Consider the following 24,733-nt stretch of genomic DNA (forward strand, 5'->3'; position numbering starts at 1 on the left):
GCCGGACCGGAGCGCGGCGCCTTCGCCGTGCCCGTACGCCGCCCACCACCCCCGGGCGGACACCGGGCCGGCGCGCACCACTGCGAGGGGGGCGGCACACCGCCATGAAGAGGATGTTCACGGCTCCGGATCCGGGGCGCGCCAGACTGAGGAACTCGACGCGCGCGGTGATCGGCACCGGGCTCGCCGTCGCCGTCGCCCAACTGGCGGGGCTCTCGCTCACCGCGTCCATCACCGGCGGCCTCGCGGCGCTGCTCGCGCTGTTCACCGTCCTCGACGCGGACGTCCGCGCGCAGCGGGTGACCACCGCCCTGCTGCCGGCCGCCGGCTTCCCCGTCCTGGTGCTGGCCACCTCCCTGCACGGGATGCCGCCCGTGCGGGACGCGGCCTGGCTGGCCGTGGTCTTCGCCGGGGTCTACGCCCGGCGCTGGGGGCCACGCGGGCACGCCCTCGGCATCTTCGCCTTCATGATGTTCTTCGTCACCCAGTTCCTGCACGCCCGGCCCGCGCAGCTGCCCGAGCTGTTCGCGGCCGTCGCCCTGGCCCTGCTGTCCGCCGGGGCCGTCCGGTTCCTGCTGTGGCCCCTGGAGCGCCGTACGCCCCCGGCCGCCGCCCCGCCGCCGCTGCCCGGCACCGGCCTCGCCCGGCCCACCACCCGCCAGGCGTTCCAGGCCACCGCCGCCTGCGCCTTCGCCCTGGCCGCGGGGCAGATCCTCTCCCAGGACCGCTGGTACTGGGCCGTCGGCACCGCCTGGTGGATCTTCGTCAACACCGCCTCGCGCGGCGAGACCCTCGTCCGCGGCTTCCGCCGGGTCCTGGGCACCGTCACCGGCATTGCCGCCGGCCTGCTGATCGCGGTGCCGCTGCACGGCGCCCCCGCGCCCACCGCCGCGCTCGTCGCCGTCTGCGTGTTCGGCATCTTCTACACGGCCGCCCCCTCCTACTCCTGGATGATGTTCTTCGTCACCGTCATGGCCGGGCTGCTGTACGGGCTCCTCGGCGTGCTCCACCCCGGGCTGCTGCTCCTGCGCTTCGAGGAGACCGCCGTCGGCGCGCTGGGCGCGGCCCTCGGCGTCACCCTGATCCTCCCCGTCACCACGCACGCCGCCAACGACGCCTGGATCCAGCGCGCCCTGCACTGCGTACGGGCCTCCACCGCGGCCTCCCTCGACCGCCTCGCCGGCGACCCCGAGGCCGACCCCGCCCCGCACGCCGCCGAGCTGGAACTGCTCCTGGCCCGGGTCCGGATGGCGCTCGCGCCGCTGGTCCACCCGCTGAGCCCGCTGCGCGCCCGCAAGGCCCGCGCCCGCCAGGTCCTGGCCCTGCTCGACGACTGCGCCCGCGAGGTGCGCGGGCTGGTCTGCGTCGCCGCCGACCCCCAGGCATCGCACGACGCCCGGCTCGCCGCCGCCTGCTGGCGGGTCGAGGCCGCGGTGGAGGCGCTCACCGCCCCGCAGGGCGCGGCCGGCGCCACCGCCCCCGCCACTCCCGCCGGGCACGCCGGAGCCGAAGAACCGGCCCTGGTGCACCTGCACGGCCTCGAAACGGCGCTGGCCGCCCTCGCCACCCCGCTGCGCACCGATCCCCGCGCCCCGCTGGTCATCACGGCCTGAAGGGCGGCGGCCGTACCATCCCCGGAATTCCGGGGATGGTACGTCACCCCACCACCCCACCGCAGGCCAACGCTTGAAGACCACTCGGACGAGTGTTCCCCTCGGCGCGGGGGACTCGGCAGCGGCCCGCCGCATGTACAACGGGTGCTTGTTCACTGCACATGCATCCGGCACGTACAGGGTGGATCTGTCCGGACAGGGGGTAACCGCCCGGAATGGAAATTCTGCAGAAGCACATGAGCGACGCTCAGGTGTGGGAGGAAGCCGAGGAGTTCATCCGGCTCTTCCACCGGGAGAACCCGCAGGCCGGTGATCCGCGCGCCCGGCTCGCCGCCGTCCGGGCCGAGCTCGCGGAGTCCGGCACCTACCGCCACACCCCCGAGGAGCTGGTCCACGGGGCACGGGTGGCCTGGCGCAACAGCAACCGCTGCATAGGCCGGCTCTACTGGAACTCGCTGCGGGTCCGCGACCGGCGCGGGCTCACCGCCGCAGAGGACATCGCCGCCGAGTGCTTCGAGCACCTGCGCGAGGCCACCAACGGGGGCCGGGTCCGGCCCACGATCACGGTCTTCGCCCCGGACGCCCCGGGCCGGCCGGGTCCGCTGATCTGGAGCGAGCAGCTGGTGCGCTACGCCGGCTACGGGGACCACCCGTCGATAACCGTCGGCGACGCCCGCAACAGACCGCTCACCGAGGCCCTGCTGGCGCTCGGCTGGCCCGGCGGCCGGGGCACCCCCTTCGACCTCCTCCCGCTGGTGGTCCAGGGGGTCGACGACAAGCCCCGCTGGTTCGACACCCCGGCCGACGCCGTCCTGGAGGTGCCGATCCGCCACCCCGACGGCCGGGACGACTGGGCGGACTGGGGGCTGCGCTGGCACGCGGTTCCGGCCATCTCCAACATGTGCCTGGAGATCGGCGGCATCCACTACACGGCCGCCCCCTTCAACGGCTGGTACATGGGCACCGAGATAGGCGCCCGCAACCTCGCCGACACCGACCGCTACAACCTCCTCCCGGCCGTGGCCCGCCGGCTCGGCCTGGACGTCTCCAGCGACCGCTCCCTCTGGAAGGACCGGGCCCTGGTCGAGCTGAACCGGGCCGTGCTGGACTCCTTCGACCGGGCCGGGGTCACCATCGCCGACCACCACACCGAATCCCGCCGGTTCCTCAGCCACATGGACCGCGAGGAGCGCAAGGGGCGGGACGTGGGCGCGGACTGGTCCTGGATCGTCCCCCCGATCTCGGGTTCCGCCACGCCGGTCTTCCACCGCACGTACGAGGACCGCCCGAGCTCTACCGTGTACGTGCACCACGACGGCGCGCGGGAACGCGCCGAGGGACGCGATTTGGTCTAGACCTTCTGTTACGGTCGGCACCGCACCGATGGAGCGGCAACGGCGGAAGGGCGAGCAGTGGGCGACGACGGGAAGGGCCTCGGCGGTACGCGGGGCGCGGCGGGCGGGCAGGGGCCGCGCGCCTACATCGGCTCGTTCACCTCGGGGGGCGGCCGCGGCATCACCACCATGGCCGTGGACGCGGCCACCGGGGCACTGACCCCGGTGGCGGTCACTAAAACCCCCGAGAACCCCTCGTGCCTCACCCTCGACCCGGCGACGGGCGTGCTGTACGCGGTGAGCGAGGCCGACCCCGGCGCGGCGCTGGCCTTCCGCACCGGTGCGGCGGAGCTGGAGGCGCTCGGGCCCGCCGTCCCGGTCGGCGCCGCCGGCCCCACCCACCTCAGCCTGGCGGCCGGCCGGCTGCTGACCGCCAACTACACCTCCGGCAGCGTCAGCAGTCTTCCCCTCGCCGCCGACGGCCGGCCCGCCGGGCCCCCGGCCGTTCTCGCCCACCAGGGCGGCGGCCCGGACCCCGAACGCCAGCAAGGGCCGCACGCGCACCAGGTGCGGCCCGATCCCAGCGGCCGCTGGGTGCTCAGCGTGGACCTCGGCACCGACTCGGTGCGGGTCTGCGCGCTCGACCCGTCCGACGGGACCCTCCGCCTCCACACCGAGACCCGGCTGCGCCCCGGCTCGGGCCCGCGCCACCTCGCCTTCCACCCCGACGGCGAGGTGGTCTACGTCCTGCACGAGCTGGAGCCCCTGCTGACGGTCTGCCGCTGGAACGGGGCCGCCGGACGGCTGGAACCGGTGTCGGAGCTCGCGGTGGCCCCGGAGGCCGCCCCGGGCGGCGCGCGGGCCTACCCCTCGGTGGTCGCGGTCTCCCCGGACGGCAGGTTCCTGTGGGCGGCCGTCCGCGGCATCGACACCCTCGCCGTCTTCTCGCTCGCCGACGCGGCGGAGAAGCCGCAGCCGGCCGCCACCGTGGACTGCGGCGGAAGCTGGCCGCGCGACCTCGTGACCGACCCGTCCGGGCGCAGGCTCTACGTGGCCAACGAATGGTCGGGGGACGTCACCTGGTTCGACGTGGACCCGCTGACCGGGCACCCGAGCCGCGCCGGGTCGGTGGCCGTCCCCGCGGCGGCCTGCGTGGTCTTCGGCTGACTCCCCGGCCGGCCGCCCCGTACGCACGCGTCAGGGCCCGCACGGAACTTCCCGTACGGGCCCCGGCGCGTGGATCCCTACTGGGCGGCGGCGCCCAGCTGGAGCCCCAGGGCCGCGCTGTACTGGGCGACGGCCAGCTTGCCGAGCGCCGGGTACGCCCCGAGCACCTCGGCGGCGGCGCAGTCGGCCTCCTTGCAGCCGGTGTCCAGCAGCCCCTCGGCCGCCTCGGGGCCGATCAGGTACGGCGCCAGCGCCAGCTGAGCCGCTCCCGCCCCGCGCAGCTCGGCGGCGACCGCGGCCACCGAGCCCTCCTGGTCCAGGGCGGCCGCCATCACGGGCACGGCGAGCCGGGCGGCCAGCAGCATGCCGGTGATCCCGGCGGCCTGGACGGCCTCCTCGCCGCCGGTGGTGGCCAGGATGATGCCGTCGGCGGCGGTGGCCACCGTGAACAGCCTGGCCCGGTCGGCGCGGGCCAGACCGGCCTCCGAGAGCCGCACGTGCAGGCCCTCGGCCAGCAGCGGGTGCGGACCGAGTACGTCGGCCAGTTCGGCGGCGGCCGAGGAGTCCATCAGCGCCTGGCGCACCCGGCGCAGCAGATCGGCGTCCGGACCGGCCAGCAGGGGCACCACCACGGCGTCCGGGCCGGTCGGCGCGGGCACCTCGTGGCCGGCGGCGCGGGCGAACTCGGCGCGCACGGTCCGCTCCTCGGCGACGGCACTCAGCACACCGGACAGCGAGGGGAACTCGCTCCCCTCGGTGTCCTCACCCTCCAGGTAGCCGATCCGGGCGTCCAGACCGGGCAGCTCGGAGCGGCCGATGCTGATGATCTCCTCGGCCAGCCCCCGGGAGGCGGCCGAGGCGACACCGGGCACGGCGAGCACCAGCGCGGGCGCGCCCTCGGGCGCCACCGCGGGCTCGGGCCGGCGGTGCCGTCCGGTCTGGCGGGGTCGCGGCATTCGTACGGGCAGGCCGTTTGCGGGCCCAGTGGGGGAGCTCATGGCGCCGCATGCTACTGGCTTATCGGAACCGGGTGTTCGGGCAGGGCCCGGCCGGGAGGCATCTGTCCTCATTTATCCGTTGAATGTCCTACACGCTTCCACCGGACCAACGGACGGACAGTGAGAGCCTGTCGACGGAACGTGCTGGTAACGCCCTGTCAGTATGACCCAGTAGAGTGACACGGCGTGGCACCACGACCCTTGAACGAAATTGTCGAAGCGGGCTGGGCGAAGGCCCTGGAACCCGCCGCGGACCGCATCGCGGCCATGGGGGACTTCCTCCGTACCGAGATAGCGGCGGGCCGGACCTACCTCCCGGCCGGGGCGAACGTCCTGCGCGCGTTCCAGCAGCCCTTCGACGACGTCCGCGTACTGATCGTCGGCCAGGACCCCTACCCGACCCCCGGCCACGCGATCGGGCTGAGCTTCGCCGTCGCCCCCGAGGTGCGGCCGGTGCCGGGCAGCCTGGAGAACATCTTCCGGGAGATGCACACGGACCTGGGTCTGCCCCGGCCCTCCAACGGGGACCTGACCCCGTGGACGAGGCAGGGCGTGCTCCTGCTCAACCGGTCGCTGACCACCGCCCCGCGCAAGCCGGGCGCGCACCGGGGCAAGGGCTGGGAAGAGGTCACCGACCAGGCCATCCGGGCCCTCGCCGCCCGGGGCAAGCCCCTGGTGTCCATCCTCTGGGGCCGCGACGCCCGCAACCTCCGGCCGCTGCTGGGCAGTCTCCCGGCCATCGAGTCGGCGCACCCGTCGCCCATGTCGGCGGACCGCGGCTTCTTCGGCTCCCGTCCCTTCAGCCGGGCCAACGAACTGCTCCTCCGTGAGGGCGCCCAGCCCGTCGACTGGCGTCTGCCGTAGGGCTCCGGAACTCCCCGTAGACTCCGTTCCAAGATCCACAAGTACGGGACGGGCCACGGGGGACCAGGCGATGACGGTGAACGGTATGCGGGCGGCGGCGCGGATCATCGGCCGGCGCAACGCGCTGCGCTACCTGGCGCTCGGAGCCGGCTCCGCGCTCCTGGCGGCCTGCACCGGCAAGGAGGGCCCGGCCGCTCCGGCCGCCCCGTCGCCGTCCGGCACCCCCTCGCCCTCGCCCTCGTCGCCGTCGACGGCCCCGTCCGCCCCGGTCTCCGCCTCCCCGGCCGCCACCGGGGTGGCGGGCCGGGCCTTCGCCGAGTTCGTCAAGGGCACCTGGGCGGTCCGCTCGACCCTCCCGGGCCCCGACGGCGGCCGCAAGAGCGACGGGAGGGCCACCGTCGCCGCGGACGGCACCTGGAGCATCGTCTGGACCGGTGACACCACCGCCACCTGGAACGGCCACTGGAGCCACCGGCGCGGCCGCCTGGAGATCCAGGTCGTCAACGGCCCCAAGGGGGGCGGGGAGGGGACGGACGTGTCCTTCGCCGAGAAGGTCCCCGACGGGATGGAGGGCCAGGATTCGGCCATCCTCCCCTGGTACCCGCTGGGCGCCAACGACATGTCCGGCCGCCTGGAGGCCGCCTACAACGGCAAGGAGCTCCGCATCCGGCACCTGCCGCTGAACGGCACCATGGCGATCCACGTGTGCAGCCGCGTCTGACCCTCTCGCGGCAGGCGGCCGGGCGGATCCCCGGTCAGCGGACGGCCGCCAGGACGTGGCTCGGGCCGACCTGCCAGACCACGCCGACGTCCGCGAACCCCGCGTCCCGCAGCAGCGCGACATGGCCCGACACCGTGAGGTCGTTGCCCTCGCAGGGGGCCCGCCCGCCCTCGCCGTCGCGCGAGAGCAGGGGGGCCAGTTCCGGGTCGCCGGCCGCGCCCGCCCACCAGGACTCCCAGTCCTCCTCGTGACCGCACACGGCGTTCCGCTCGGCGTGACGGCGTCCGACGTCCTGGGCGAGTTCGGACAGCCGGGCGGAGTCCGGGCTGATGTGGTCGCCGTTGACCAGGATCCCGCCCGGGCGCAGCGCACCGGCGAGCTCCCCGTACACCTGCCGCAGGGTCCGTTCCCCGAGGTAGTGGAGGGCGGTCGTCGAGACCACCGCGTCCACGGGGCGGTCCAGGCCCAGCCGGCCGAGCCAGCCCGGCTCGCCGATCAGCGCGTTGACATAGCGCAGGGCGCGGCCGTAATGGGCGCTGCCCAGTTCCAGCAGCAGCGGGTCCGCGTCCACCGCGAGCACCTCCGCGCCCGGCAGCCGGGCGGCGAGCCGGGCGGCCAGGCAGCCGGGGCCGCTGCCCAGGTCGAGCACCAGCGGGGCGGGCCGCGCACCCGCCACGTACTCGACGAGGTCGGCGATGACCGCGAACCTCTCCTCCCGGTCCACCGCGTACCGCCGCTGCTGGCGCTCCCAGCGCTCCACCCAGCGCGCCGCCGTCCCCGTACTCACACTGCCCGTACCCGCGCCCATGCCGCCGCACTGCCTCCGTCACCGAAGCCACATCCCGCTCATGGAAATCATTGCAGACTGGCCAGGGCAGCGAGCAGTCCTCGTACCTCCTCCGGGGTGTTGTGGACGTGCAGGCTGACGCGCACCGACCCCTCCCGCGCGTCGCGGCCGGCCTGGCAGTGGCCGTCCGTGCGGACCATGAAGCCATGGCTGAACAGGATGAACCCCAGGTCCTGGGAGTCGATCCCGCGGTGCCGGAAGGTGACCAGGCTGCGCCGCCGCTGCACCCGCGACCCCGCCGTCAGGCTGGTACGGCAGCCGAGCACCTCGTAGGCGTCCATCCGGGCGAGGCCGTCGGTCAGCAGCGCGGTCAGTGCCACCGTCCAGCGCTCGATCCGCCCGGTGCCGGCGGCCTCCAGCCAGTCCAGGGCCGCCACCAGGCTCGCGATCCCGGCCGTGTTCGGGGTGCCGCTCCAGCCGCCGGGCCGCAGGCGGGGGCCGCGCAGCCCGCGGGCCCAGACCGCGCCCGACCCCGGCAGTGCCATGGCCTTGTGCCCGGAGAACACCATGAAGTCGACGTCGAGGGCGGCCACCGACACCGGCAGGTGGCCGATGCTCTGCGCCGCGTCCAGGCAGATCGGCACCTGGGGCCCGACCACCTGCCGGATCCGGTGCACGTTCATGTCGACCCCGTAGACGTGGTGGACGTGCGTGGCGGCGACGAAACGGGTCCGGGGGCCGGTGACCGCGGCGAGCGCCCGCGGATCGTAGTCCCCGGAGCTCGCCTGGTACGGCAGCTCCCGGACCCGTATCCGCACCCCCCGCCGGGCCAGCAGGTCCCGGACCTCCAGCCAGGGCGAGAGGTTCGCCTGGTGGTCGGCGAACGGGACGACGATCTCGTCCCCGTCGACGAGGAGGGCCGGCAGCCACTCCCGCGCCACCATCCGCAGCCCCTCCGTGGTGCCGCTGGTGAAGTGGACCGAGGACCGCTGCGGGTCCGGATCGCCCAGGAAGCGCTTGATCCGCTCCCGGGCGCCTTCCACCAGCGCCGTCGTGGTGTTGGCCCAGGGGTAGGAGCCGCGGGCCGCGTTGGCGTTGGAGGTGGTCAGGTAGGTGTGTACGGCGTCCAGGACCGGGCGCGGCTTCTGGGAGGTTGCGGCGCTGTCCAGGTAGACCAGGTCCGGGTGGCCCTCGATGATCGGGAACTGGGCGCGCAGCGGCCGCTGCCAGTCGGCGAGCGCCGCCAGCTCGGCGGCGGGGGCGGCCACTCAGTCACGCACCAGGGGAGCACCGGCGTCCCGCCAGGCGATGATCCCGCCGGCCAGGCTGCGTACGTCGGGGTGGCCCATACGGGTGAGCAGCGCCGCGTACCGGGCCGATTTCTCGCCGACCGGACACGCCAGCAGGACCGGCCGGCTGCGCCCGAACGGGAGCCCGCCCCGGACGAGTTCGCCGAAGAGCTCGTCCACGATGTTCACCGACCCCTCGATGTGCAGCGCTCCGTACGCGAAGGGGCCGCGCAGGTCCACCACCAGCGGCTGCCGCTCCGCGATCCACTTGCGGGCCTCGTCCACGCCGATGACGGCGGCCGAGGCCACCTCGGCCGCCGTCAGGGTGGCCACCGAGTTCGGCACGGGCGCCAGCCCCATGAGGTCCGGGCGGCTCCGGCGGATCCAGCCGGTGTAGCTCTCCACACGGTCGCAGACGATGAACACCGCCGTCCGGCGCTCCGTCAGCCCGGCGTCCAGCTCCCGCAGATGCCGGACCGCGCCGAAGTACGCGGCCCCGCCGGTGGGCCCGGCGAGCAGCCCGCAGCGCCGCAGCAGCGTCAGCATCCCCTCGATGGCCTCGTCCGAGGAGACCGGCTCCAGGGTGTCGTACGTCGCCGGGTCGAAGATGCCGACCTCCTGCACCTCGTCGATGGTGCGGATGCCCGGGATGAAGTCCGACTTCTCCCCGACCAGGCCGACGACGCGCACCGCCGGGTCGTGGCCGCGCAGCGCCCGTGCCACCCCGGTGGAGGAGCCGGCCGTGCCCACGCAGGCCACGAACCAGTCGGGAGCCCGGCCGTCGAGGTCCGCGATGATCTCCGGACCGGTCCCGGTGGCGTGCGCCTCGGTGTTGCGGGCGTTGAAGTACTGGTCGGTGTGGAGGTGGGTGCTGCCGGGCTGGTTCAGCTGCCGGTGGAAGAGGGTCAGTGGATCGTCCTCGTCGGACGGGTCCAGGCATTCGCTGCGGCCGGGCAGCTCCTCGATCTCGGAGCCGAGGAGCAGCAGCAGGTCCTTGACCTCGGGGATGCGCATCCGGTTGGTGACGCTCTTGAACGCGAGCCCGTGCAGTCCGGCGATCAGGGCCAGGGCCTTGGCGGTGTTGCCGCTGGACAGCTCCACGATCGTCTCGCCGCGCTCGGCGGCGCCGGCCAGCTCGTCGCGGGTCATGTTCCAGGCGGCCCGGTCCTTCAGCGAGCCGAAGGGGTTGAGCATCTCCAGCTTGGCGTAGAGGTCGATGTGGCGCAGGCCGTGCACGGCCGGGTCGATACGGACCAGCGGTGTCCCGCCGATGGCCTCGGTGATGCTGTCGTACCTCATCCCTGCGCTTCCCCCGTACGTGTGAGCGGCCAGTACTGCTCGTCCAGGCACCACTGCCAGTCGCCGTCCCCCTCCCGGTGGACGGCCACCTTGCGCGCGAGCGGCTGACCCTGGGCCCGGGTCGCGCCGAAGTCCATGCAGTAGCCGGCCGTGTTGGCGAAGGCGAGGAGGTCGCCGGGGCGCGGCAGCCGGGGCAGGAACACGGCCCGGCGGGTGATCAGATCGGCCTCCAGGCAGAGGTTGCCCATGAGGTGCACCGCCACCGGAGCCCCCGCGCCCGCCGGGACCGGCGGACGGGGCAGGACCACCGGGTCCACGAGGACGCCGTGGTCCTCCAGCGCGACGTCCCCGGCGTTCATCGCGAGGCGTACGAGGGGCGGCCCGCCGCTGTCGGACGGCCGCACCTCCAGGACCCTGCCGAGGGTGAGCCCGCACTGGTCGGCCAGGGCCCGGCCGGGCTCGGCGTAGAGCTGGTGGAGGCCCTCCAGCAGCAGGGTGCCCAGGGGACGGCCCAGCCCGGGTGCCGGATGCGACAGGAGCTCGTCGAGGTAGCCGGGGCCCGCGGTGGGGCGGTGGGCGGGGTAGAGGCCGAGTGCGCCGCGCAGGGTGCCGTTCTCGGTGCGCAGGCCGTAGCCGTGGCCGCCCCAGGCCAGGGGCGGCCGGGCCCCCGCGACGGCGCGGGTGAGCTCGGTGGTGTAGCGCTCCCACTGGGCGGCGTGCGCCAGGTAGCTGACGCCGAAGCCGCCGCCGACGTCGATGGCCTCCGGATGGAAGCCGCGGACCCGCAACTCCTCCATGGCGTGCAGACAGCCCTCCAGTGCGGCCGCCTTCTCCTCCACACTGGTGGTGTCCAGGTGGTAGCCGACACCGACGGGTTCCAGGTGGGCCCGGTGGCGGTCGAGCACCTCCAGCAGCTGGTGCAGGGACTTCACGGAAGTGCCGAAGCGGCTGCGGCGCGAGAGTCTGCGGGCCCCCGGCGCCTCGAACCCGGACAGCCGCACCAGCACGCGCAGGCGCGGCAGTCCGTGTGCCCGTACGAGGGCCGCCGCCTGCTCCAGCTCGTCCGGGCCGTCGGCGTTGACCAGCGTCCCGCTGCGTGCGGCGAGCCAGAGGAACTCGGGGTCCTTCGGGCCGGTCGCCATGACCTCGGCTCCGGTGAAGCCGGATCCCAGGGCGTGCCGCAACTCCGTGAGCGAGGCGGCGTCGAGGGCCGCGCCGGTGGTGGTGAGCCGGCGGACCAGGGCGCTGGACCGGTTCGCCTTGTGCGCGTAGAAGACCCTGCCCGAGAGCCGGTGCCGGGCGAACACCGCGCGGAAGGCGCGGACGTTGTCGGCGATCTGGTCGGGCAGGATCACGTTGAGGGGGGAGCCGAGGGCGTCGACGAGGGTGTGCAGGAGTGCCGGGGACGTCAGGAGGGCCGCCGCGCGCGGGGCGAGCCTCGGTTCCAGGTACAAGGGGCCGCTGTGCGAAGGGCCGGAGCCCTGTGGAGCGTTGGCGCTGTGCGAAGGGTCGCCGTACGAGGGGTCGTTGCTCATCCCAGCTGTTCCTCTCCGTCGAGGAATGCGTACCGGTGTCGGCAAACGGTCATAAGACCGTAACCCCCGCGGGGCATTTTTGTCAGAGGACGAGGCTCATCAGGATCTCGTCCCGGTCGTCGCCGGGCGCGACCCGCAACGCGCCCGGCCAGCGGCCCACTTCCGTCCAGCCGAGCTTCCCGTAGAAGTCCTCCAGCCCCAGGCCGCCCCGGACGGCGATCTCCAGCCGCTCCAGGCCCATCTCCTCGCGTGCGACGTCCCGGACCCGCTCCATCAGGGCGGAGCCGATGCCGAGGCGGCGCAGACCCGGGAGGGTCTGGACGTGGTTGACCGTCGCGCGGTGCGCTACGAGCGGGTGGCGGTCGCGGCGCAGCACCAGCCAGCCGGCGAGGGCGCCGCGGGCGGTGGCGACGAGCATCCTGGCGAGGTCCGGGTCGAGGGCGCGGACGAGCTCCTCGACCACGGCGGCGACCTGGGAGCGGCTCACGGGCGGCAGCGGGAAGGCGGCGGCGACGACCGCCCCGCCGGAGTTGACCACCTCCTCCCAGCAGGCGGTCAGCTCCCGGCGGAGCTGGGGGCCTGCCTCCTCGGGCCGGGTCAACTGCCGGATCTCCAGGGGCTGGTACGCGCTCATGCCCACCAGCTTCCCACCGGCCCCGGCCGGCAGGGGGGTGCCGGGGCTCAGCGCAGTACGGCGGCCCGTACGCAGAGCACGTCCGGGAGGTGGTCGGCCAGGAGCCGCCAGCTGTCGCCGTCGTCGTCGCTGGCGTACAGCTCGCCGTTGCGGTTGCCGAAGTAGACGCCCGCCGGGTCGGCGTCGTCCGTGCACAGGGCGTCCCGCAGCACCGTGCCGTAGTGGTCCCCTTCCGGCAGCCCCTTCGCCAGCGGTTCCCAGGTGGCACCGGCGTCGCGGGTGCGGAAGACGCGGCAGCGGTGGCCGGCCGGGACCCGGTCGGAGTCGGCGTTGAGCGGGAAGACGTAGGCGGTGTCCGGCAGGTGGGGGTGGGCGGCGACGGCGAAGCCGAAGTCGGAGGGCAGGCCGGAGCCGATGTCCGTCCACCGCCCGCCCGCGTCGTCGCTGCGGTAGACCCCCCAGTGGTTCTGGAGGTACAGCCGGTCCGGCTTCCCGGCGTCCTGGGCGATCTTGTGCACGCACTGCCCGAACTCGGGGTTCGGATCGGGCAGGAACACCGCGGAGACCCCGTGGTTGGACGGGGCCCAGCTCGCGCCGCCGTCCCGGGTGCGGAAGACCCCGGCGGTGGAGACGGCCACCGTCACCCGGGCCGGGTCCGCCGGGTCGGTGATGATCGTGTGCAGGCCCTCCCCGCCGCCGCCGGGCACCCACGCGGAGCGGGTCGGGTGCTCCCACAGCGGCCGGACCAGCTCGAAGGACTCGCCCCGGTCGGTGGAGCGGAACAGGGCGGCGGGCTCCGTCCCCGCGTAGACCACATCGGGGGCCTCCGGGCCGGCCGGGTGCAGCTGCCAGACCCGCTCCAGGGAGGCGCCGGTGTCCTGGGGGAACTTCACCGCAGGCGCGGCCGGTTCCTGCCAGCTCGCCCCGAGGTCGTCGGAGGTGAAGACCGACGGCCCCCAGTGGGAGCTGTCCCCGCCGGCCAGCAGCCGGGGGGCCGGGCCCCGGGCGTCGATGGCGACGGCCGAGACGGCCTGGGCGTTGAAATGCGGTCCGTCGAACTCCCAGGGGCCGACGCCCCGGCGCCGGCCGATGAACAGTCCCTTGCGGGTCCCCGCGAGCAGCAGCACGTCGGTCATGGCCGACACCTCCGGACGTCCTTGTCCCGATACAGCAGGTTTCCCGCCAGTCTGCACCCGCCCACTGACAACGCCCGCCGAGGCGGGGCCGAAGGCCGCCGGACGGCACCCGGTGCCACGGCTTGTACGTGAACTCTCGTACTACGAGGAAATTCGTAGTACGGTTTCCCTCGTACTTAGCGCCGCACCGGTCCCGGTGCGCGTCCGGTGACGTCTGGAGAACCCCATGAGTGCCGCACCCGCCGCCTTCGCCGCCCTCTTCCAGCCCTGCACCCTGCGTTCGGTGACGATCCCGAACCGGATCTGGATGGCGCCGATGTGCCAGTACAGCGCCGAGCCCTCCGGCCCGGACGCCGGCGTGGCGCAGGAGTGGCACTTCGCCCACTACGCGGCCCGTGCCACCGGCGGCACCGGCCTGATCCTCCAGGAGGCCACCGCCGTCTCCCCGGAGGGCCGGATCACCCCCTACGACCTCGGCATCTGGAACGACACCCAGGTCGAGGCCCTCCGTCGGATCACCGCCTTCATCACCTCCCGGGGAGCCGTCCCGGGCATCCAGATCGCCCACGCCGGCCGCAAGGGGTCCACCGGCCAGCCGTGGAACGGCGGCGGCCCGGTCGGCCCCGAGGCGCACGGCTGGCGGCCGAGCGCCCCCAGCGCCGTGCCGTTCGACGAGGGCCACCCGGAGCCGCACGCCCTCACGACCGAGGAGATCCACGAGGTCACCGGCCAGTTCGCGGCCGCCTCCCGGCGCGCCCTCGCCGCGGGCTACCGGGTCCTGGAGATCCACGGCGCCCATGGCTACCTCATCGGGGAGTTCCTCTCCCCGCACAGCAACCGGCGCACCGACTCCTACGGCGGCTCCTTCGAGCACCGCACCCGCTTCGCCCTCGAAGTCGTGGACGCCGTACGGGCGGTGTGGCCCGAGGAGCTCCCGCTGCTCTTCCGCATCTCCGCCACCGACTGGCTGGAGGAGAACGGCTGGACCGCCGACTACACCGTCCGCTTCGCGGCCCTGCTCAAGGAGCACGGCGTGGACCTGCTCGACGTCTCCACCGGCGGGCTCGCCCCGCACGTGAAGATCCCGGCCGGCCCCGGCTACCAGGTGCCCTTCGCCGCCCGCGTCAAGGCCGAGACCTCCCTGCCGGTCGCTGCGGTGGGCCTGATCACCGAGCCCGGACAGGCCGAGAAGATCCTGGCCAACGGCGAGGCCGACGCCGTCCTCCTCGGCCGGGAACTGCTGCGCGACCCCTTCTGGGCCCGCCGCGCCGCCGCCGAACTGGGCGCGGAACTCCCGGTTCCGAGTCCGTACCACCGCGCCTGGTGACGGTGCGCGGTGCGGGGCGTCCGAGCCCCGCGCCGCGCCGCACCCGGGCCGCTCGTACGAGGGTTCTCGTACGATGGAACCCCGGCCCGACGTCCCGGCCGGGAGACGAAGGAGCGCAGCAGGACATGACGGAACGTGACGCGCCCCGCGCCCTCGCCCACCCCGCACCGGAGGAGATCCGCCTGGAGGGGGTGCTGCACGCCCTCTCGGATCCGCTGCGGCTGTCCATCGTCCGCGAACTGGCGGCCAGGGAGACCGAACTGGCCTGCTCGGACTTCGTCCTCCCGGTCACCAAGTCCACCACCACCCACCACTTCCGCGTCCTGCGCGAGAGCGGCGTCGTACGCCAGGTCTACCGCGGCACGGCCAAGATGAACGGCCTGCGCCGCGAGGAGCTCCAGTCCCTCTTCCCCGGCCTCCTCGACACCCTCCTGGCCGCGGCCACGGCCGAGGAGACCCGCCGGAGCGCACTGCCGGCCTAGGGTCAGCGGCCGGCGTTGAGGCCCGCGGCCGTGTGGAGGCCCGTCCAGTCCGGGATCTTGACCGTGCGGCGGCCCAGGGAGCGGCCCAGTTCCGCCTCGGCCGCCTCGATCGACAGCCAGCCCGGCCACTCCACCGGGCGCAGGCCCGCCGCCCGGAGGGCCTCCAGGGGGTCGCCGGGCAGGTCGCGGCGGGCCAGGGCGGCCGCGTCCTGGAGCAGGGAGGAGACCGTCTCCTTGGCGCAGGGGCGGTTGGTGCCGATCACCCCGGTCGGGCCGCGTTTGATCCACCCCGCCACGTACTCCCCGACCGAGGCCCGCCCCGCCCGGACCACCCGGCCCGCCGCGTGCGGCACGGTGCCGGTGGCGGCGTCGAAGGGCAGGCCGGGCAGCGGGACGCCCAGGTAGCCCACCGAACGCAGCACCAGCTGCGCCTCCAGGTCCTCGTACACGCCCGTCCCGCTCACCCCGCCGCGGCCGTCGGGCGCGGTCCGCTCGAAGCGCATCCCGCGCACCCGGCCGTCCGGCCCGCCCAGCACCTCCACCGGGCGCAGGTAGAACCGCAGACGGAGCTCCCGTCCCCCCTCCCCGCCCACAACCGGGCCCTCGGCCCAGCCGCGCAGCACCTCCAGGTTGCGCCGGGCCACCGCCGGCAGGGCCGCCGCGAGGGCCGGGCCTCCGTACGCCGGGTCGAGCGCCAGCTCGGCGGGGTCCACCCGGGTGCCGACCCCGGGGAGGGTGCCCAGTTCCCGCAGCTCCTTGGTGGTGAACCTGGCCTGCGAGGGGCCGCGCCGGGCCACCATCGCCACCGTCCGCACCCCGCTGCCCGCCAGCGCGCCCAGCGCCGCCTGCGGCATGTCGGTGAGCTCCAGCTCCGCGGCGCCCCGGGCCAGGATCCGGGCCACGTCCACCGCGACGTTCCCCGCGCCGACGACCACGGCGGAGCGGACCCCGCCCAGGTCGAAGGAGCCCGCGTCCGGGTGCCCGCTGTACCAGGACACGAAGGCCGTCGCGGAGTGCACCCCGGCCAGCTGCTCGCCCGGGATCCCCAGGGTCCGGTCCCGGGCGGCGCCCACGCAGTACACCACCGCGTGGTACAGCTCCAGCATCCGGGCGGTGGTCAGCGGTGCCTCCCCGACCTCCAGGTTCCCCAGGAAGCGGATCCGCTCGTCCTCCAGCACCGAGCGGAGGTTTCCGGTCAGCGACTTGATCTTCTCGTGGTCGGGGGCCACCCCGTACCGGACGAGGCCGTACGGGGCCGGCAGCCGGTCCAGCACGTCGACCCGTACGCCCGGGACCTCGCGCTGGCCGACCAGTTCCTGAGCGGCGTAGACCCCGCTGGGGCCCGAACCGACGACGGCGACACGAAGCACGGCGGAACTCCCTCCGGCGGGTGCTCCCCAGCATGGCACCCGCCCCCGCGCCCGTCAGCCCATGGCGCGCATCCGGTGGATCTCGGCGCTCTGGACGGCCACCACCTCGTTCGCCATCTCCTCGACGGCGCCGTTGTTCCCCTGGGCCAGCGCCTCGCCCGCCATCGTCACCGCCCCCTCGTGGTGGGCGGTCATCAGCGTGAGGAAGAGCCGGTCGAAACCGGTGCCGCGGGCGTCGGCGAGCTCGCGCAGCTGCGCTTCGGTGGCCATGCCGGGCATCGTCGCGTGGTCGTGGCCGCCGGGGTCGCCGGCCGGGGCCGGGTAGCGGGCCTGCCACTTCTCCATGGCCGCGATCTCGGGCCCCTGCGATGCCGCGATCCGCTCGGCGAGCCGTCTGACCCCGTCCGACGAGGCCCGCTCGGGGGCCAGTGCGCTCATCGTCAGGGCCTGCCGGTGGTGCTCGATCATGTGCCGTACGTAGGCCCGGTCGGCGGAATTGGGACTGTCGTCCGGCCGCTGCCGGGCGGCCTGGCCGGGGGAGAGGGTGCGGGATCCCTCGCCCGGCTTGCCGGGGGCGATGACCACCGGCGAGCCGTCCGTGGAGCTCCGCGGGGGCTCGTCGCCGCCGGCGCAGCCGCTGAGGGGGAGGAGGAGTGAGGCGGCCAGCGCCGCCCCCAGGAATCGGCCGAGTAACGCATTTGCCATGTCCATGGAAAGGAAGATACTGCCGGGGTCCAGGTTCCGCTTCCCCCCTCCGGGAACGGAGCGACGGGCCCCCACGGGAGGCACAGTGACCTTGCTGCACACCGTCAGAGCGCGCCACCGGAGTCTGGGAGCGGCCCTCGCGGCCGCCGGGCTCCTCACCACGCTCCTCGCCGCCGCCGGACCGGCGGCCGCCACCCCCGACCCCGGCGACGCGTCCCCGGGCGCCGGCTCCCGGCAGAGCGCGGACCTCGCGCCCGGTCGCTCACTCGCCCCCGGGGAGATCCCCGGCCAGGACGAGATCGTGCACAGCGCCAACGTCACACCCCTGGCCAACATCCCCGACGCCGGCCTCAAGGGCATCAACTCGGACCTGGCGTTCCAGGGCGACTACGCCTACGCCGGGAACTACGACGGCTTCACCATCTACGACATCGCCGACCCCAAGGCGCCCAGGATCGTCACCCAGGTCCTGTGCCCCGGCGGCCAGAACGACGTCTCGGTCTCCGGAGACCTGCTCTTCCTGTCCACCGACTCCTCGCGCAGCGACGACTCCTGCAACAGCGTCTCGCAGCCCGCCACGGAGAAGTCCTCCTGGGAGGGCATCAAGGTCTTCGACATCAAGGACAAGAAGAACCCCAAGTACATCAAGTCCGTCGAGACGGCCTGCGGTTCGCACACCCACACCCTGGTCCCGGGCGGCCGCGACATCTACCTCTACGTCTCCTCGTACTCGCCCAGCGAGGCGTTCCCCGACTGCCAGCCCCCGCACGACGGCATCTCCGTGGTCAAGGTCCCGAGGAAGGACCCGACCCGGGCCGCCGTGGTCGGCTTCCCGGTGCTCTTCCCGGACGGCGGCAACCCCGGCGCGCCCGAGCACCCCGGGGTCTCCAAGACCACCGGCTGCCATGACATCACCGTGCTGCCCTCCCGGGACCTGGCCGCCGGCGCCTGCATGGGGGACGGCATCCTCTTCGACATCAGCGAGCCCGAGCACCCCCGGGTCATCGACCGGGTCCAGGACAACGTGAACTTCGCGTTCTGGCACTCGGCCACCTTCAACGAGCGCGCCGACAAGGTGGTGTTCACCGACGAGCTCGGCGGGGGCGGCGCCGCCACCTGCAACGAGGCCACCGGCCCGAACCGGGGCGCCGACGGCATCTACGACATCACCGGCCGCGGGGACCAGCGCAGGCTCGTCTTCCGGGGCTACTTCAAGATCCCGCGCCACCAGGCCGACACCGAGAACTGCGTGGCGCACAACGGCTCGCTGGTCCCGGTCGGCAACGGCCGCGACATCATGGTCCAAGCCTGGTACCAGGGCGGGGTCTCGGTCTGGGACTTCACCGACTCGGCCCACCCCCAGGAGATCGGCTACTTCGAGCGCGGCCCGCTGACCACCGACCGGCTCGGCCTGGGCGGCTCCTGGTCCGCGTACTACTACAACGGGCACATCTACTCGAACGACATCGTCAAGGGCCTGGACGTGCTCAGGCTCGACGACCGGCGCACCGACGGCGCCAAGCGGGTGCGCATGGACCGGCTCAACGTCCAGAGCCAGCCCGAGTACCACTGACCGCCGTCACGGGGCCGTCCTCACGGGGGCCCCGCTCACAGGGGAAGCGTCCCGCCGGGCGGTCCGCCGTCCGGCGGGAACCCCCGCTCCCACTCCAGCCCGTACCGCTGGAACAGCTCCGCCCGCAGCCGGGCGGCGGGCATCGGCGCCCCCGGCAGCAGGACCGCCACCACCGCGCCCATCAGCAGCGCCCGCAGCATCGGGTAGTCGGTGTCCACGTCCGCCGAGCCGTACCGGATGACGGTGTCCCGCAGCAGCTGCGCCAGCCGCTGCTGCTCCGGGCACTGGATGAAGCCCTCCGCCTGGAGGATCCCCGCCATGTGCGTGCGCATCAGCCGGGGCTGGTCATGGGCCAGCCCCAGGATCGCGTCCACCGCCCGCGCCAGCAGCTCCCGGCCGTCGTCCGTACGGGGCTCGCGCTCCAGGGCCTCCTCCAGGGTCAGGTGCATCAGCCGGTGCACCGCGGACTGGAGGAGCTGGCGTTTGCCGGGGAAGTAGTACGAGACCAGGCCGCGGGCCGCGCCGGCCCGGTCGGCGATGTCCGCGAGCTTGGTGGCCTCGTAGCCGCGCTCGGCGACCAGTTCGACCGTGGCCTGCAGCAGGCGCTCCCGGGAACGTCTGCGCAATTCTTCATTGACCGATGCGCTGCGCGGGGACATGCTTACTCCTGCGTTGACTGGCTTCGAGCCAATATACTCAGCGCGAAACCGTCTGCTCGGGGCGACGCGGGGGATCGCCTCGAGCAGACGCGCCCGCTCCCCTGCACGACTACGCCAGCGCGCTGAGACCCGGGACGAAGGCCACCGCCAGCGGGACCGCCGGCAGCAGGGTGGCCAGCGCCGTGAGCCTCAGCCGGCGGCCGGCCGGCAGCCTCGGCGTGGCGGACAGCAGGCGCCGTACCCGGTCCGGGACATGCGCCTGGGCGGAGGCGGGGCCGAAGACCCCCCGGTCCTCGTTCAGACCGACCAGCGCCAGCGCGACCGTCAGCCGCCCGTAGCGGCGGGAGGCCACGTCGTCGGCGGCCAGTTCCACCAGCCGGTCCATCTCCGCCTCGAACGCCGCGAACACCGGCACCTGCGGGAACCCCCGCGCCAGCGCCCGTGAGCAGTGCAGCAGCCAGTCGTGCCGGGCCGCGACGTGCCCCTGCTCGTGCGCCAGCACCGCGTCCAGCTGGCTGCCCTTGAGCCGGCCCAGCGCCGCCGTCGTCACCACCAGACGCGGCGACGGCCCCGGCTGCCACCACGCCTGCGGACGCGGGTCCTCCAGTACCACCAGCCGCGCCGCCGACGGGTCCTCCCCGGGCAGCAGCGGGGCGCGCAGCCGCAGTTCGGCCCCCCGGGCGCGCCGCCGGGCGCGCGCCCGCAGGATTTCCCGCGTCAGCATGGCCCCGGTCCACAGCCCCCCGCAGGCCAGGGCCAGGGCGGTGCCGGCGGCCCAGACCCCGCCCTCGGCGCCCAGCCCGTACGCGTCCACCACCCCGTGCGGGGCGGCGGCGAAGAGGCGCCCGCGCACCGCCTGCCAGGCCGCGGCCGCGCTCAGCAGCATCGACAGCCCCAGGCACAGCAGGGTCGCGGCCACCACGCACTGCCACACCCACAGGGCGACCACGGGTTCCCGCTCCGGCCACCGGGCGCGGGCCAGCAGCCGGGGCGCGAGGAACGCGGTCAGGGCGCCGAGCAGCAGAAGGGCGGCGGGGACCATCATGTCCGCCAGCCTATGAGCGCCGCACTACCTACGGGTAGGGCCGGAGGCATTGGTGACGCAGGACACGTTCCGCCGCCGCCGGGCGCCGGACACACCGGCCCGGCGGACCCGTCACATGCTCAGCAGCATCGCCAACATCCCCGTCCCCATGGCGAGTCGGCAGGCCCGGACGAGTTCCCCGGCCCCCGAGGGCCCCGGCCCCGCCTCGCCCGCCGGCACGGAGAGCGGACCGCCGGCGGTCACCAGCCGGGCCCCGCCCAGGAGCACGTACCCGGCGTAGTAGAGGAGCAGCGCCCCGGTCACCACCGGAAGCCCGGCCCGGCCGTGCCCGTGCCCGGCGGTCATCGACAGCGCCATGTACACCATCGCCAGCGTGCCCACCAGATGGTGCGCGTGGTGCACCCCGCCGCGCAGCAGCCACAGCGCGTGCACCGAGGCCCCGCAGCACACGGCGACGAGGATCTGCGGGCCCCACGGACCGGTCCCCGAGGGCACGGCCATCGCCGCCATCCCGAAGCCCATCACGGCCTCACCGGCGGCCATCCCCCGCGTCCGCCGGCCGGCTCTGCGTACCCGCAGCAGGCAGTACGCGCCGCTCACGGCGCTGAGCAGGACCAGGAGCCAGGCGGAGGCGGAAGAGGCGGAGAGCGGCGTGGCGGATCCGTGCACGGCGGAACCTCCCGGTTCGTCGGCGTCAGGGGAAGGGATGCCCTGCTCACACCCCCTTCACGCGGGACCGGGTTAGGCTCTCTGCGAGTCCGGCGGCATGTCATATGCCGCTGATCTGCCGCCGCATCGAACGGAGCGCCCGATGTCCACCGCCCAGCCCGCAGCCCTGAGCTTCCGCAGTGCCGTGGAGGAGGACGTGCCGGCCCTGGTGGCCCTCGTCGAGTCCGCCTACCGCGGGGACGCGAGCCGGGCCGGCTGGACGACGGAGGCCGACTTCCTGGACGGCCAGCGCACCGACCCGGACGGGGTCGCCGCGATCATCGCGGATCCCGACAGCACGCTTCTCGTCGTCGAGCGCGCGGGCGAGCTCGTTGCCTGCTGCCAGCTCGAACACCGGGGGGACCACGCCTACTTCGGCATGTTCGCCGTACGGCCCGGGCTCCAGGGCGCCGGCCTCGGCAAGGAGGTCATGGCCGAGGCCGAGCGCCGGGTCCGCGAGGACTGGAAGGTCACGGAGATGCGGATGACCGTGGTGAACGTACGGGAGGAGCTCATCGCCTACTACGAGCGCCGCGGCTACCGCCGCACCGGCGAGCTGAGCCCCTTCCCCTACGGTGACGAGCGCTTCGGCGTCCCGCTCCGCTCGGACCTGGCCTTCGAACTGCTGGTCAAGACGGTCTGACGGCCGGAGCGCCGGCAGCGGCCACGACCGCCGGAGCGTGGCGGGAGGCGCTCAGGCCGTGAACCGGCCGGTGCTGCGGACCTCCGGGAAGTCCGTGGCCGCGCCGTCCAGCTGGAGGGCGCGCGCCAGCCGCAGCAGCTCCAGGCTGTTGACCGCCCAGCCCGTCACCCGCAGTCCGGCCGCGTGCGCCGCCTCCACCGCCTCCAGGCTGAGCCGGCGCACGTCGGCCGCGACCGCGGCGGCCCCCGCCGACCGGGCGAGCGCCACCAGCTCGGCGGGGTCGGCCCCCGGCCGCTCCACGCGCAGCGTGCCGCGCAGGCCGGGGATCCGCCGCGCGACCTCGGCGAGCAGTTGCGCGTCGGCGGAGGCCACCTCCACCCGGGCGGTCAGATCGCCGCGCAGCAGCAGCTCCACGAGGGCCCCGGCCGTGGCCGGGTCCTGGACCGACACCTGGAGCGGCACCCGGACCGCGTCCAGGACCTCCTCCAGGACCGGTACCCGTTCCCCCTGGCCAGCGTCCAGCTCGCGCAGTTCGGCGAGGGTCAGGTCGGCGACGGCGCCCGCGCCGTCCGTGGTGCGGTCCACCTCGGCGTCGTGCAGGACGACGAGGGCGCCGTCCTTGCTGAGGCGTACGTCCAGCGCGATGGCGTCCATCCCGCAGCGTTCCGCCCGGATGAACGACCGAAGGGTGTTCTCCGGTTCCACACCCATGACCCCGCGGTGACCGATGGTGAGGAAAGTCAAGGTTCTCTCGCTTCCGTCGACGGCGGCTCCCGGCGCGGTCGCGGTGTCCCGACCGGCCGCGCCCGGTGAGGACGCATGCTAGTGCGGACCGCGCGCGTTGGGACCGGGCGTGCAGGGGCGTGCGGAAGCCTTCCGCCCGCTTCCCGTCAGGGCCGTGGGCCCGGCCGCGGCCCCGGACGGCCCCGCCGCGTCACCCGGGGGTGGGCGCGTCCCCGCCGGCTTGACGCCGGGGCTCCGGCAGCGGGGGCGAGGGCGGCGCGGCCGCCTGCGCGAGGTCGTCCAGCAATGCCTCCCCCAGCTCCAGTTCGGCCAGGTGCTGGCGTTCGCTCCAGCGCAGGGCGAGCGCGGGGAACGCCCATTCCGCGACGTCCGCCGCGTGCGCCATGGCCTCCCGTACGGCGGCCAGTTCGTCCCGCGTGCGCTCCAGGTGGTCCGCCACCAACGCGCGCAGCAGCTCCGGCTCCGAGAGGTGCCCGAGCCAGATCCGCAGCAGCAGTCCGTGCTTGAGCACCGGGGGGCCCGCCTCGGCGGTGTCCGCCGCCCAGCCCGCGAGGGCCGTCCGGCCCGCCTCCGTGATGGTGTACCGGCGCTTGGCGCGGGCCTCCTCCGGCCCGGACCGGGCGGAGGAGGCGTACCCGAGCTCCTCCAGCCGCCGCAGTTCCGCGTAGATCTGGCTGATGGCGGGTGACCAGTAGAAGAAGCGGAGGGAGGAGTCCGCCCACTTCTTCAGCTCGTACCCGGTGCGCTCGCCGGGGAACGACAGCAGGCCGAGAACGGCCCACGCGGTCGGCGGAAGGTCTTGCTTCTTCGCGATATGACTACTAGTCATACTCCGAATCGAAACATGACCGGGCACGGGACGCATCTCTGGAGGCATCGTGCAATTCTCCGTGATCTTCGAAGCTCAGCTGGCCGACCCCACCGTCGAGCGGGAGCACCAGCTCGTCCGCGACTGCGTCGAGCAGGCGGTGTTCGCCGAGCGCATGGGATTCGACCGGATCTGGGCCGTCGAGCACCACTCGCTGAAGTGGTACGCCCACATGAGCGCACCGGAGGTCTTCCTGAGCTACGTCGCGGCCAGGACGCACACCATACGCATCGGGCACGGCGTCGTGTGCATGCCCTTCGGCTTCAACCACCCGGTACGCGTGGCCGAACGCGCGGCCATGCTCGACCTGCTCTCCGGCGGCCGCCTGGACCTGGGCGCCGGACGCGGCGGCACGCTCCAGGAGACCTCCCTGTGCGGGGTCGACCGCGACCGGACCGAGGCCGAGGTGGAAGAGGCGTTGCGGATCATCGGCCGGGCCTGGCAGGAGGAGGAGCTGGAGTACCACGGCGAGCTGATCGACATCGACCCGCACCCGATCCTTCCCCGCCCGGCGCAGGCCCCGCACCCGCCGCTGTTCCTGGCGTGCAGCCGGGGCGAGACCCTGGTGAAGGCCGCCGAGCTGGGCATCGGGGCGCTGGTCATGGGATTCGCCGGGCCGGAGTCCATCGCGGGGATGCGGGCCGCCTACGACGCGGCGCGCGCCGGGCGGGACGGCGGGCGGTTCGTGTCCCGCGTCGTCAACGACCACTTCAGCGTGCTCTGCCCGACCATCGTGCTCGACGACCCCGGGGAGGCCCGCCGGATCGGCCTGCGGGGACAGCGGTTCTTCGCGCAGGCCATCGGGTACTGGTACGGCGGCGCCGGCGTCCCGGACGAGGCGGTGGTGGCGGGTGCCGACGAGGCGGCGGAGCTGCGCCGGGCCGCCGAGCAGGTGGTGGCCCGGCTGCACGAGCAGGACATCCCCGTACGCCCCACCTCCACCGCCACCTTCCACGCCGACCACGCCTACGGCAGCGCCGAGGAGGCCATCGCGTACGTGGAGCGGCTGCGGCAGGCCGGCGCGGACGAGGTGATGTGCCTGGTCCAGATGGGCACCGTGCCGCAGGAGGTGTGCATGGAGACGCTGCGCCAGTGGGGCGAGAAGGTCATCCCACACTTCCGGGGGAGCGGTTACTAGGCGGAGTGGTGGATTCCACCGTGAGTAACGGGAAGACTTTCGGTGGAGTGGGGGGTGTTACAGAAAAATTTCCCGAGTTTCCACTTGAGCAGGA

General features: G+C 74.1%; 24 protein-coding genes. 10 read left to right on the forward strand and 14 right to left on the reverse strand.

Going from position 1 to position 24,733, the window contains the following annotated elements; all coding sequences use genetic code 11:
* Positions 1–104: 104 nt before the first annotated feature.
* From ABZ716_RS04815 to ABZ716_RS04825, 3 genes are all read left to right on the forward strand, one after another.
* Entirely contained in the window at positions 105–1,613 is a 1,509-nt protein-coding gene (locus ABZ716_RS04815) for an FUSC family protein (RefSeq protein ID WP_358811679.1), read from the forward strand.
* A gap of 215 nt (positions 1,614–1,828) precedes the next feature.
* A complete protein-coding gene (locus tag ABZ716_RS04820) occupies positions 1,829–2,968 on the forward strand; it encodes a nitric oxide synthase oxygenase (RefSeq protein WP_358811678.1) in 1,140 nt (379 codons plus the stop codon).
* A 57-nt stretch (positions 2,969–3,025) separates the two neighbouring features.
* Positions 3,026–4,114 carry a lactonase family protein gene (locus ABZ716_RS04825; protein ID WP_358811677.1) on the forward strand — a complete coding sequence of 363 codons (1,089 nt, stop codon included), beginning with the start codon at positions 3,026–3,028 and terminating at the stop codon, positions 4,112–4,114.
* 77 nt (positions 4,115–4,191) lie between these two features.
* Here ABZ716_RS04825 and ABZ716_RS04830 read toward each other — a convergent pair whose 3' ends face one another.
* Positions 4,192–5,112, reverse strand: a complete 921-nt coding sequence (locus ABZ716_RS04830) for a hypothetical protein (RefSeq protein WP_358811676.1) — start codon at positions 5,110–5,112, stop codon at positions 4,192–4,194.
* Positions 5,113–5,298: 186 nt separating this feature from the next.
* Between ABZ716_RS04830 and ABZ716_RS04835 the strand changes: the two genes are divergently transcribed.
* Positions 5,299–5,976: a uracil-DNA glycosylase gene (locus ABZ716_RS04835; protein ID WP_358956520.1), complete on the forward strand. Its 678-nt coding sequence runs from the start codon at positions 5,299–5,301 to the stop codon at positions 5,974–5,976.
* Positions 5,977–6,046: 70 nt separating this feature from the next.
* Positions 6,047–6,697: a hypothetical protein gene (locus ABZ716_RS04840; protein ID WP_358956522.1), complete on the forward strand. Its 651-nt coding sequence runs from the start codon at positions 6,047–6,049 to the stop codon at positions 6,695–6,697.
* A 34-nt stretch (positions 6,698–6,731) separates the two neighbouring features.
* Here ABZ716_RS04840 and ABZ716_RS04845 read toward each other — a convergent pair whose 3' ends face one another.
* The 6 genes from ABZ716_RS04845 to ABZ716_RS04870 all read right to left on the reverse strand — a co-directional run bounded on the left by ABZ716_RS04845 (position 6,732) and on the right by ABZ716_RS04870 (position 13,377).
* A complete protein-coding gene (locus ABZ716_RS04845) occupies positions 6,732–7,505 on the reverse strand; it encodes a class I SAM-dependent methyltransferase (protein WP_351883773.1) in 774 nt (257 codons plus the stop codon).
* Positions 7,506–7,552: 47 nt separating this feature from the next.
* A complete protein-coding gene (locus ABZ716_RS04850) occupies positions 7,553–8,752 on the reverse strand; it encodes an aminotransferase class V-fold PLP-dependent enzyme (RefSeq protein ID WP_358811673.1) in 1,200 nt (399 codons plus the stop codon).
* A complete protein-coding gene (locus ABZ716_RS04855; protein WP_358956525.1) occupies positions 8,753–10,072 on the reverse strand; it encodes a pyridoxal-phosphate dependent enzyme in 1,320 nt (439 codons plus the stop codon). It lies immediately after the preceding gene.
* Positions 10,069–11,607 carry a Y4yA family PLP-dependent enzyme gene (locus tag ABZ716_RS04860; protein WP_358956528.1) on the reverse strand — a complete coding sequence of 513 codons (1,539 nt, stop codon included), beginning with the start codon at positions 11,605–11,607 and terminating at the stop codon, positions 10,069–10,071. The genes ABZ716_RS04855 and ABZ716_RS04860 overlap by 4 nt, the downstream gene beginning before the upstream one ends.
* Before the next feature lie 82 nt (positions 11,608–11,689).
* Positions 11,690–12,241: a GNAT family N-acetyltransferase gene (locus tag ABZ716_RS04865; RefSeq protein WP_358956531.1), complete on the reverse strand. Its 552-nt coding sequence runs from the start codon at positions 12,239–12,241 to the stop codon at positions 11,690–11,692.
* A gap of 47 nt (positions 12,242–12,288) precedes the next feature.
* Positions 12,289–13,377, reverse strand: coding sequence for an exo-alpha-sialidase (locus ABZ716_RS04870; protein ID WP_358956534.1), 1,089 nt, complete (start codon positions 13,375–13,377; stop codon positions 12,289–12,291).
* 226 nt (positions 13,378–13,603) lie between these two features.
* Here ABZ716_RS04870 and ABZ716_RS04875 point away from each other — a divergent pair, with 226 nt between their 5' ends.
* Both ABZ716_RS04875 and ABZ716_RS04880 read left to right on the forward strand, forming a co-directional pair.
* Positions 13,604–14,704 carry an NADH:flavin oxidoreductase/NADH oxidase gene (locus ABZ716_RS04875; RefSeq protein ID WP_358956537.1) on the forward strand — a complete coding sequence of 367 codons (1,101 nt, stop codon included), beginning with the start codon at positions 13,604–13,606 and terminating at the stop codon, positions 14,702–14,704.
* A 125-nt stretch (positions 14,705–14,829) separates the two neighbouring features.
* On the forward strand, positions 14,830–15,186 hold the full coding sequence (locus ABZ716_RS04880; RefSeq protein ID WP_358811667.1) for a helix-turn-helix domain-containing protein: 357 nt from the start codon (positions 14,830–14,832) through the stop codon (positions 15,184–15,186).
* Between the two features lie 2 nt (positions 15,187–15,188).
* Here ABZ716_RS04880 and ABZ716_RS04885 read toward each other — a convergent pair whose 3' ends face one another.
* Entirely contained in the window at positions 15,189–16,556 is a 1,368-nt protein-coding gene (locus ABZ716_RS04885) for an FAD-dependent oxidoreductase (protein WP_358956540.1), read from the reverse strand.
* Positions 16,557–16,610: 54 nt separating this feature from the next.
* Positions 16,611–17,267 carry a DUF305 domain-containing protein gene (locus ABZ716_RS04890; protein WP_358956542.1) on the reverse strand — a complete coding sequence of 219 codons (657 nt, stop codon included), beginning with the start codon at positions 17,265–17,267 and terminating at the stop codon, positions 16,611–16,613.
* Between the two features lie 79 nt (positions 17,268–17,346).
* Between ABZ716_RS04890 and ABZ716_RS04895 the strand changes: the two genes are divergently transcribed.
* Complete coding sequence (locus tag ABZ716_RS04895; RefSeq protein WP_358956544.1) at positions 17,347–18,834, forward strand: hypothetical protein; 1,488 nt, start codon at positions 17,347–17,349, stop codon at positions 18,832–18,834.
* Between the two features lie 35 nt (positions 18,835–18,869).
* Here ABZ716_RS04895 and ABZ716_RS04900 read toward each other — a convergent pair whose 3' ends face one another.
* The 3 genes from ABZ716_RS04900 to ABZ716_RS04910 form a co-directional block, all read right to left on the reverse strand.
* Positions 18,870–19,493: a helix-turn-helix domain-containing protein gene (locus ABZ716_RS04900; RefSeq protein WP_358956547.1), complete on the reverse strand. Its 624-nt coding sequence runs from the start codon at positions 19,491–19,493 to the stop codon at positions 18,870–18,872.
* A gap of 109 nt (positions 19,494–19,602) precedes the next feature.
* Entirely contained in the window at positions 19,603–20,538 is a 936-nt protein-coding gene (locus ABZ716_RS04905; protein WP_358956549.1) for a M56 family metallopeptidase, read from the reverse strand.
* A gap of 111 nt (positions 20,539–20,649) precedes the next feature.
* Positions 20,650–21,207 (reverse strand): DUF5134 domain-containing protein, encoded by a 558-nt coding sequence (locus ABZ716_RS04910; RefSeq protein WP_358956551.1) that lies wholly within the window; start codon positions 21,205–21,207, stop codon positions 20,650–20,652.
* Between the two features lie 142 nt (positions 21,208–21,349).
* On the opposite strand from ABZ716_RS04910, the gene ABZ716_RS04915 reads away from it, so the two are divergent.
* On the forward strand, positions 21,350–21,889 hold the full coding sequence (locus tag ABZ716_RS04915; RefSeq protein ID WP_358811660.1) for an N-acetyltransferase: 540 nt from the start codon (positions 21,350–21,352) through the stop codon (positions 21,887–21,889).
* 51 nt (positions 21,890–21,940) lie between these two features.
* Here the strand turns inward: ABZ716_RS04915 and ABZ716_RS04920 are convergent, their stop codons facing one another.
* Both ABZ716_RS04920 and ABZ716_RS04925 read right to left on the reverse strand, forming a co-directional pair.
* Positions 21,941–22,633: a glycerophosphodiester phosphodiesterase family protein gene (locus ABZ716_RS04920; RefSeq protein ID WP_358811659.1), complete on the reverse strand. Its 693-nt coding sequence runs from the start codon at positions 22,631–22,633 to the stop codon at positions 21,941–21,943.
* A 190-nt stretch (positions 22,634–22,823) separates the two neighbouring features.
* Positions 22,824–23,462: a PadR family transcriptional regulator gene (locus ABZ716_RS04925; protein WP_358956554.1), complete on the reverse strand. Its 639-nt coding sequence runs from the start codon at positions 23,460–23,462 to the stop codon at positions 22,824–22,826.
* A gap of 49 nt (positions 23,463–23,511) precedes the next feature.
* Between ABZ716_RS04925 and ABZ716_RS04930 the strand changes: the two genes are divergently transcribed.
* Positions 23,512–24,639, forward strand: coding sequence for an LLM class flavin-dependent oxidoreductase (locus tag ABZ716_RS04930; RefSeq protein WP_358956557.1), 1,128 nt, complete (start codon positions 23,512–23,514; stop codon positions 24,637–24,639).
* Positions 24,640–24,733: the final 94 nt, after the last annotated feature.

It is taken from the genome of Streptomyces sp. NPDC006687, from assembly GCF_040636215.1.
Classification (GTDB): Bacteria; Actinomycetota; Actinomycetes; order Streptomycetales; family Streptomycetaceae; genus Streptomyces.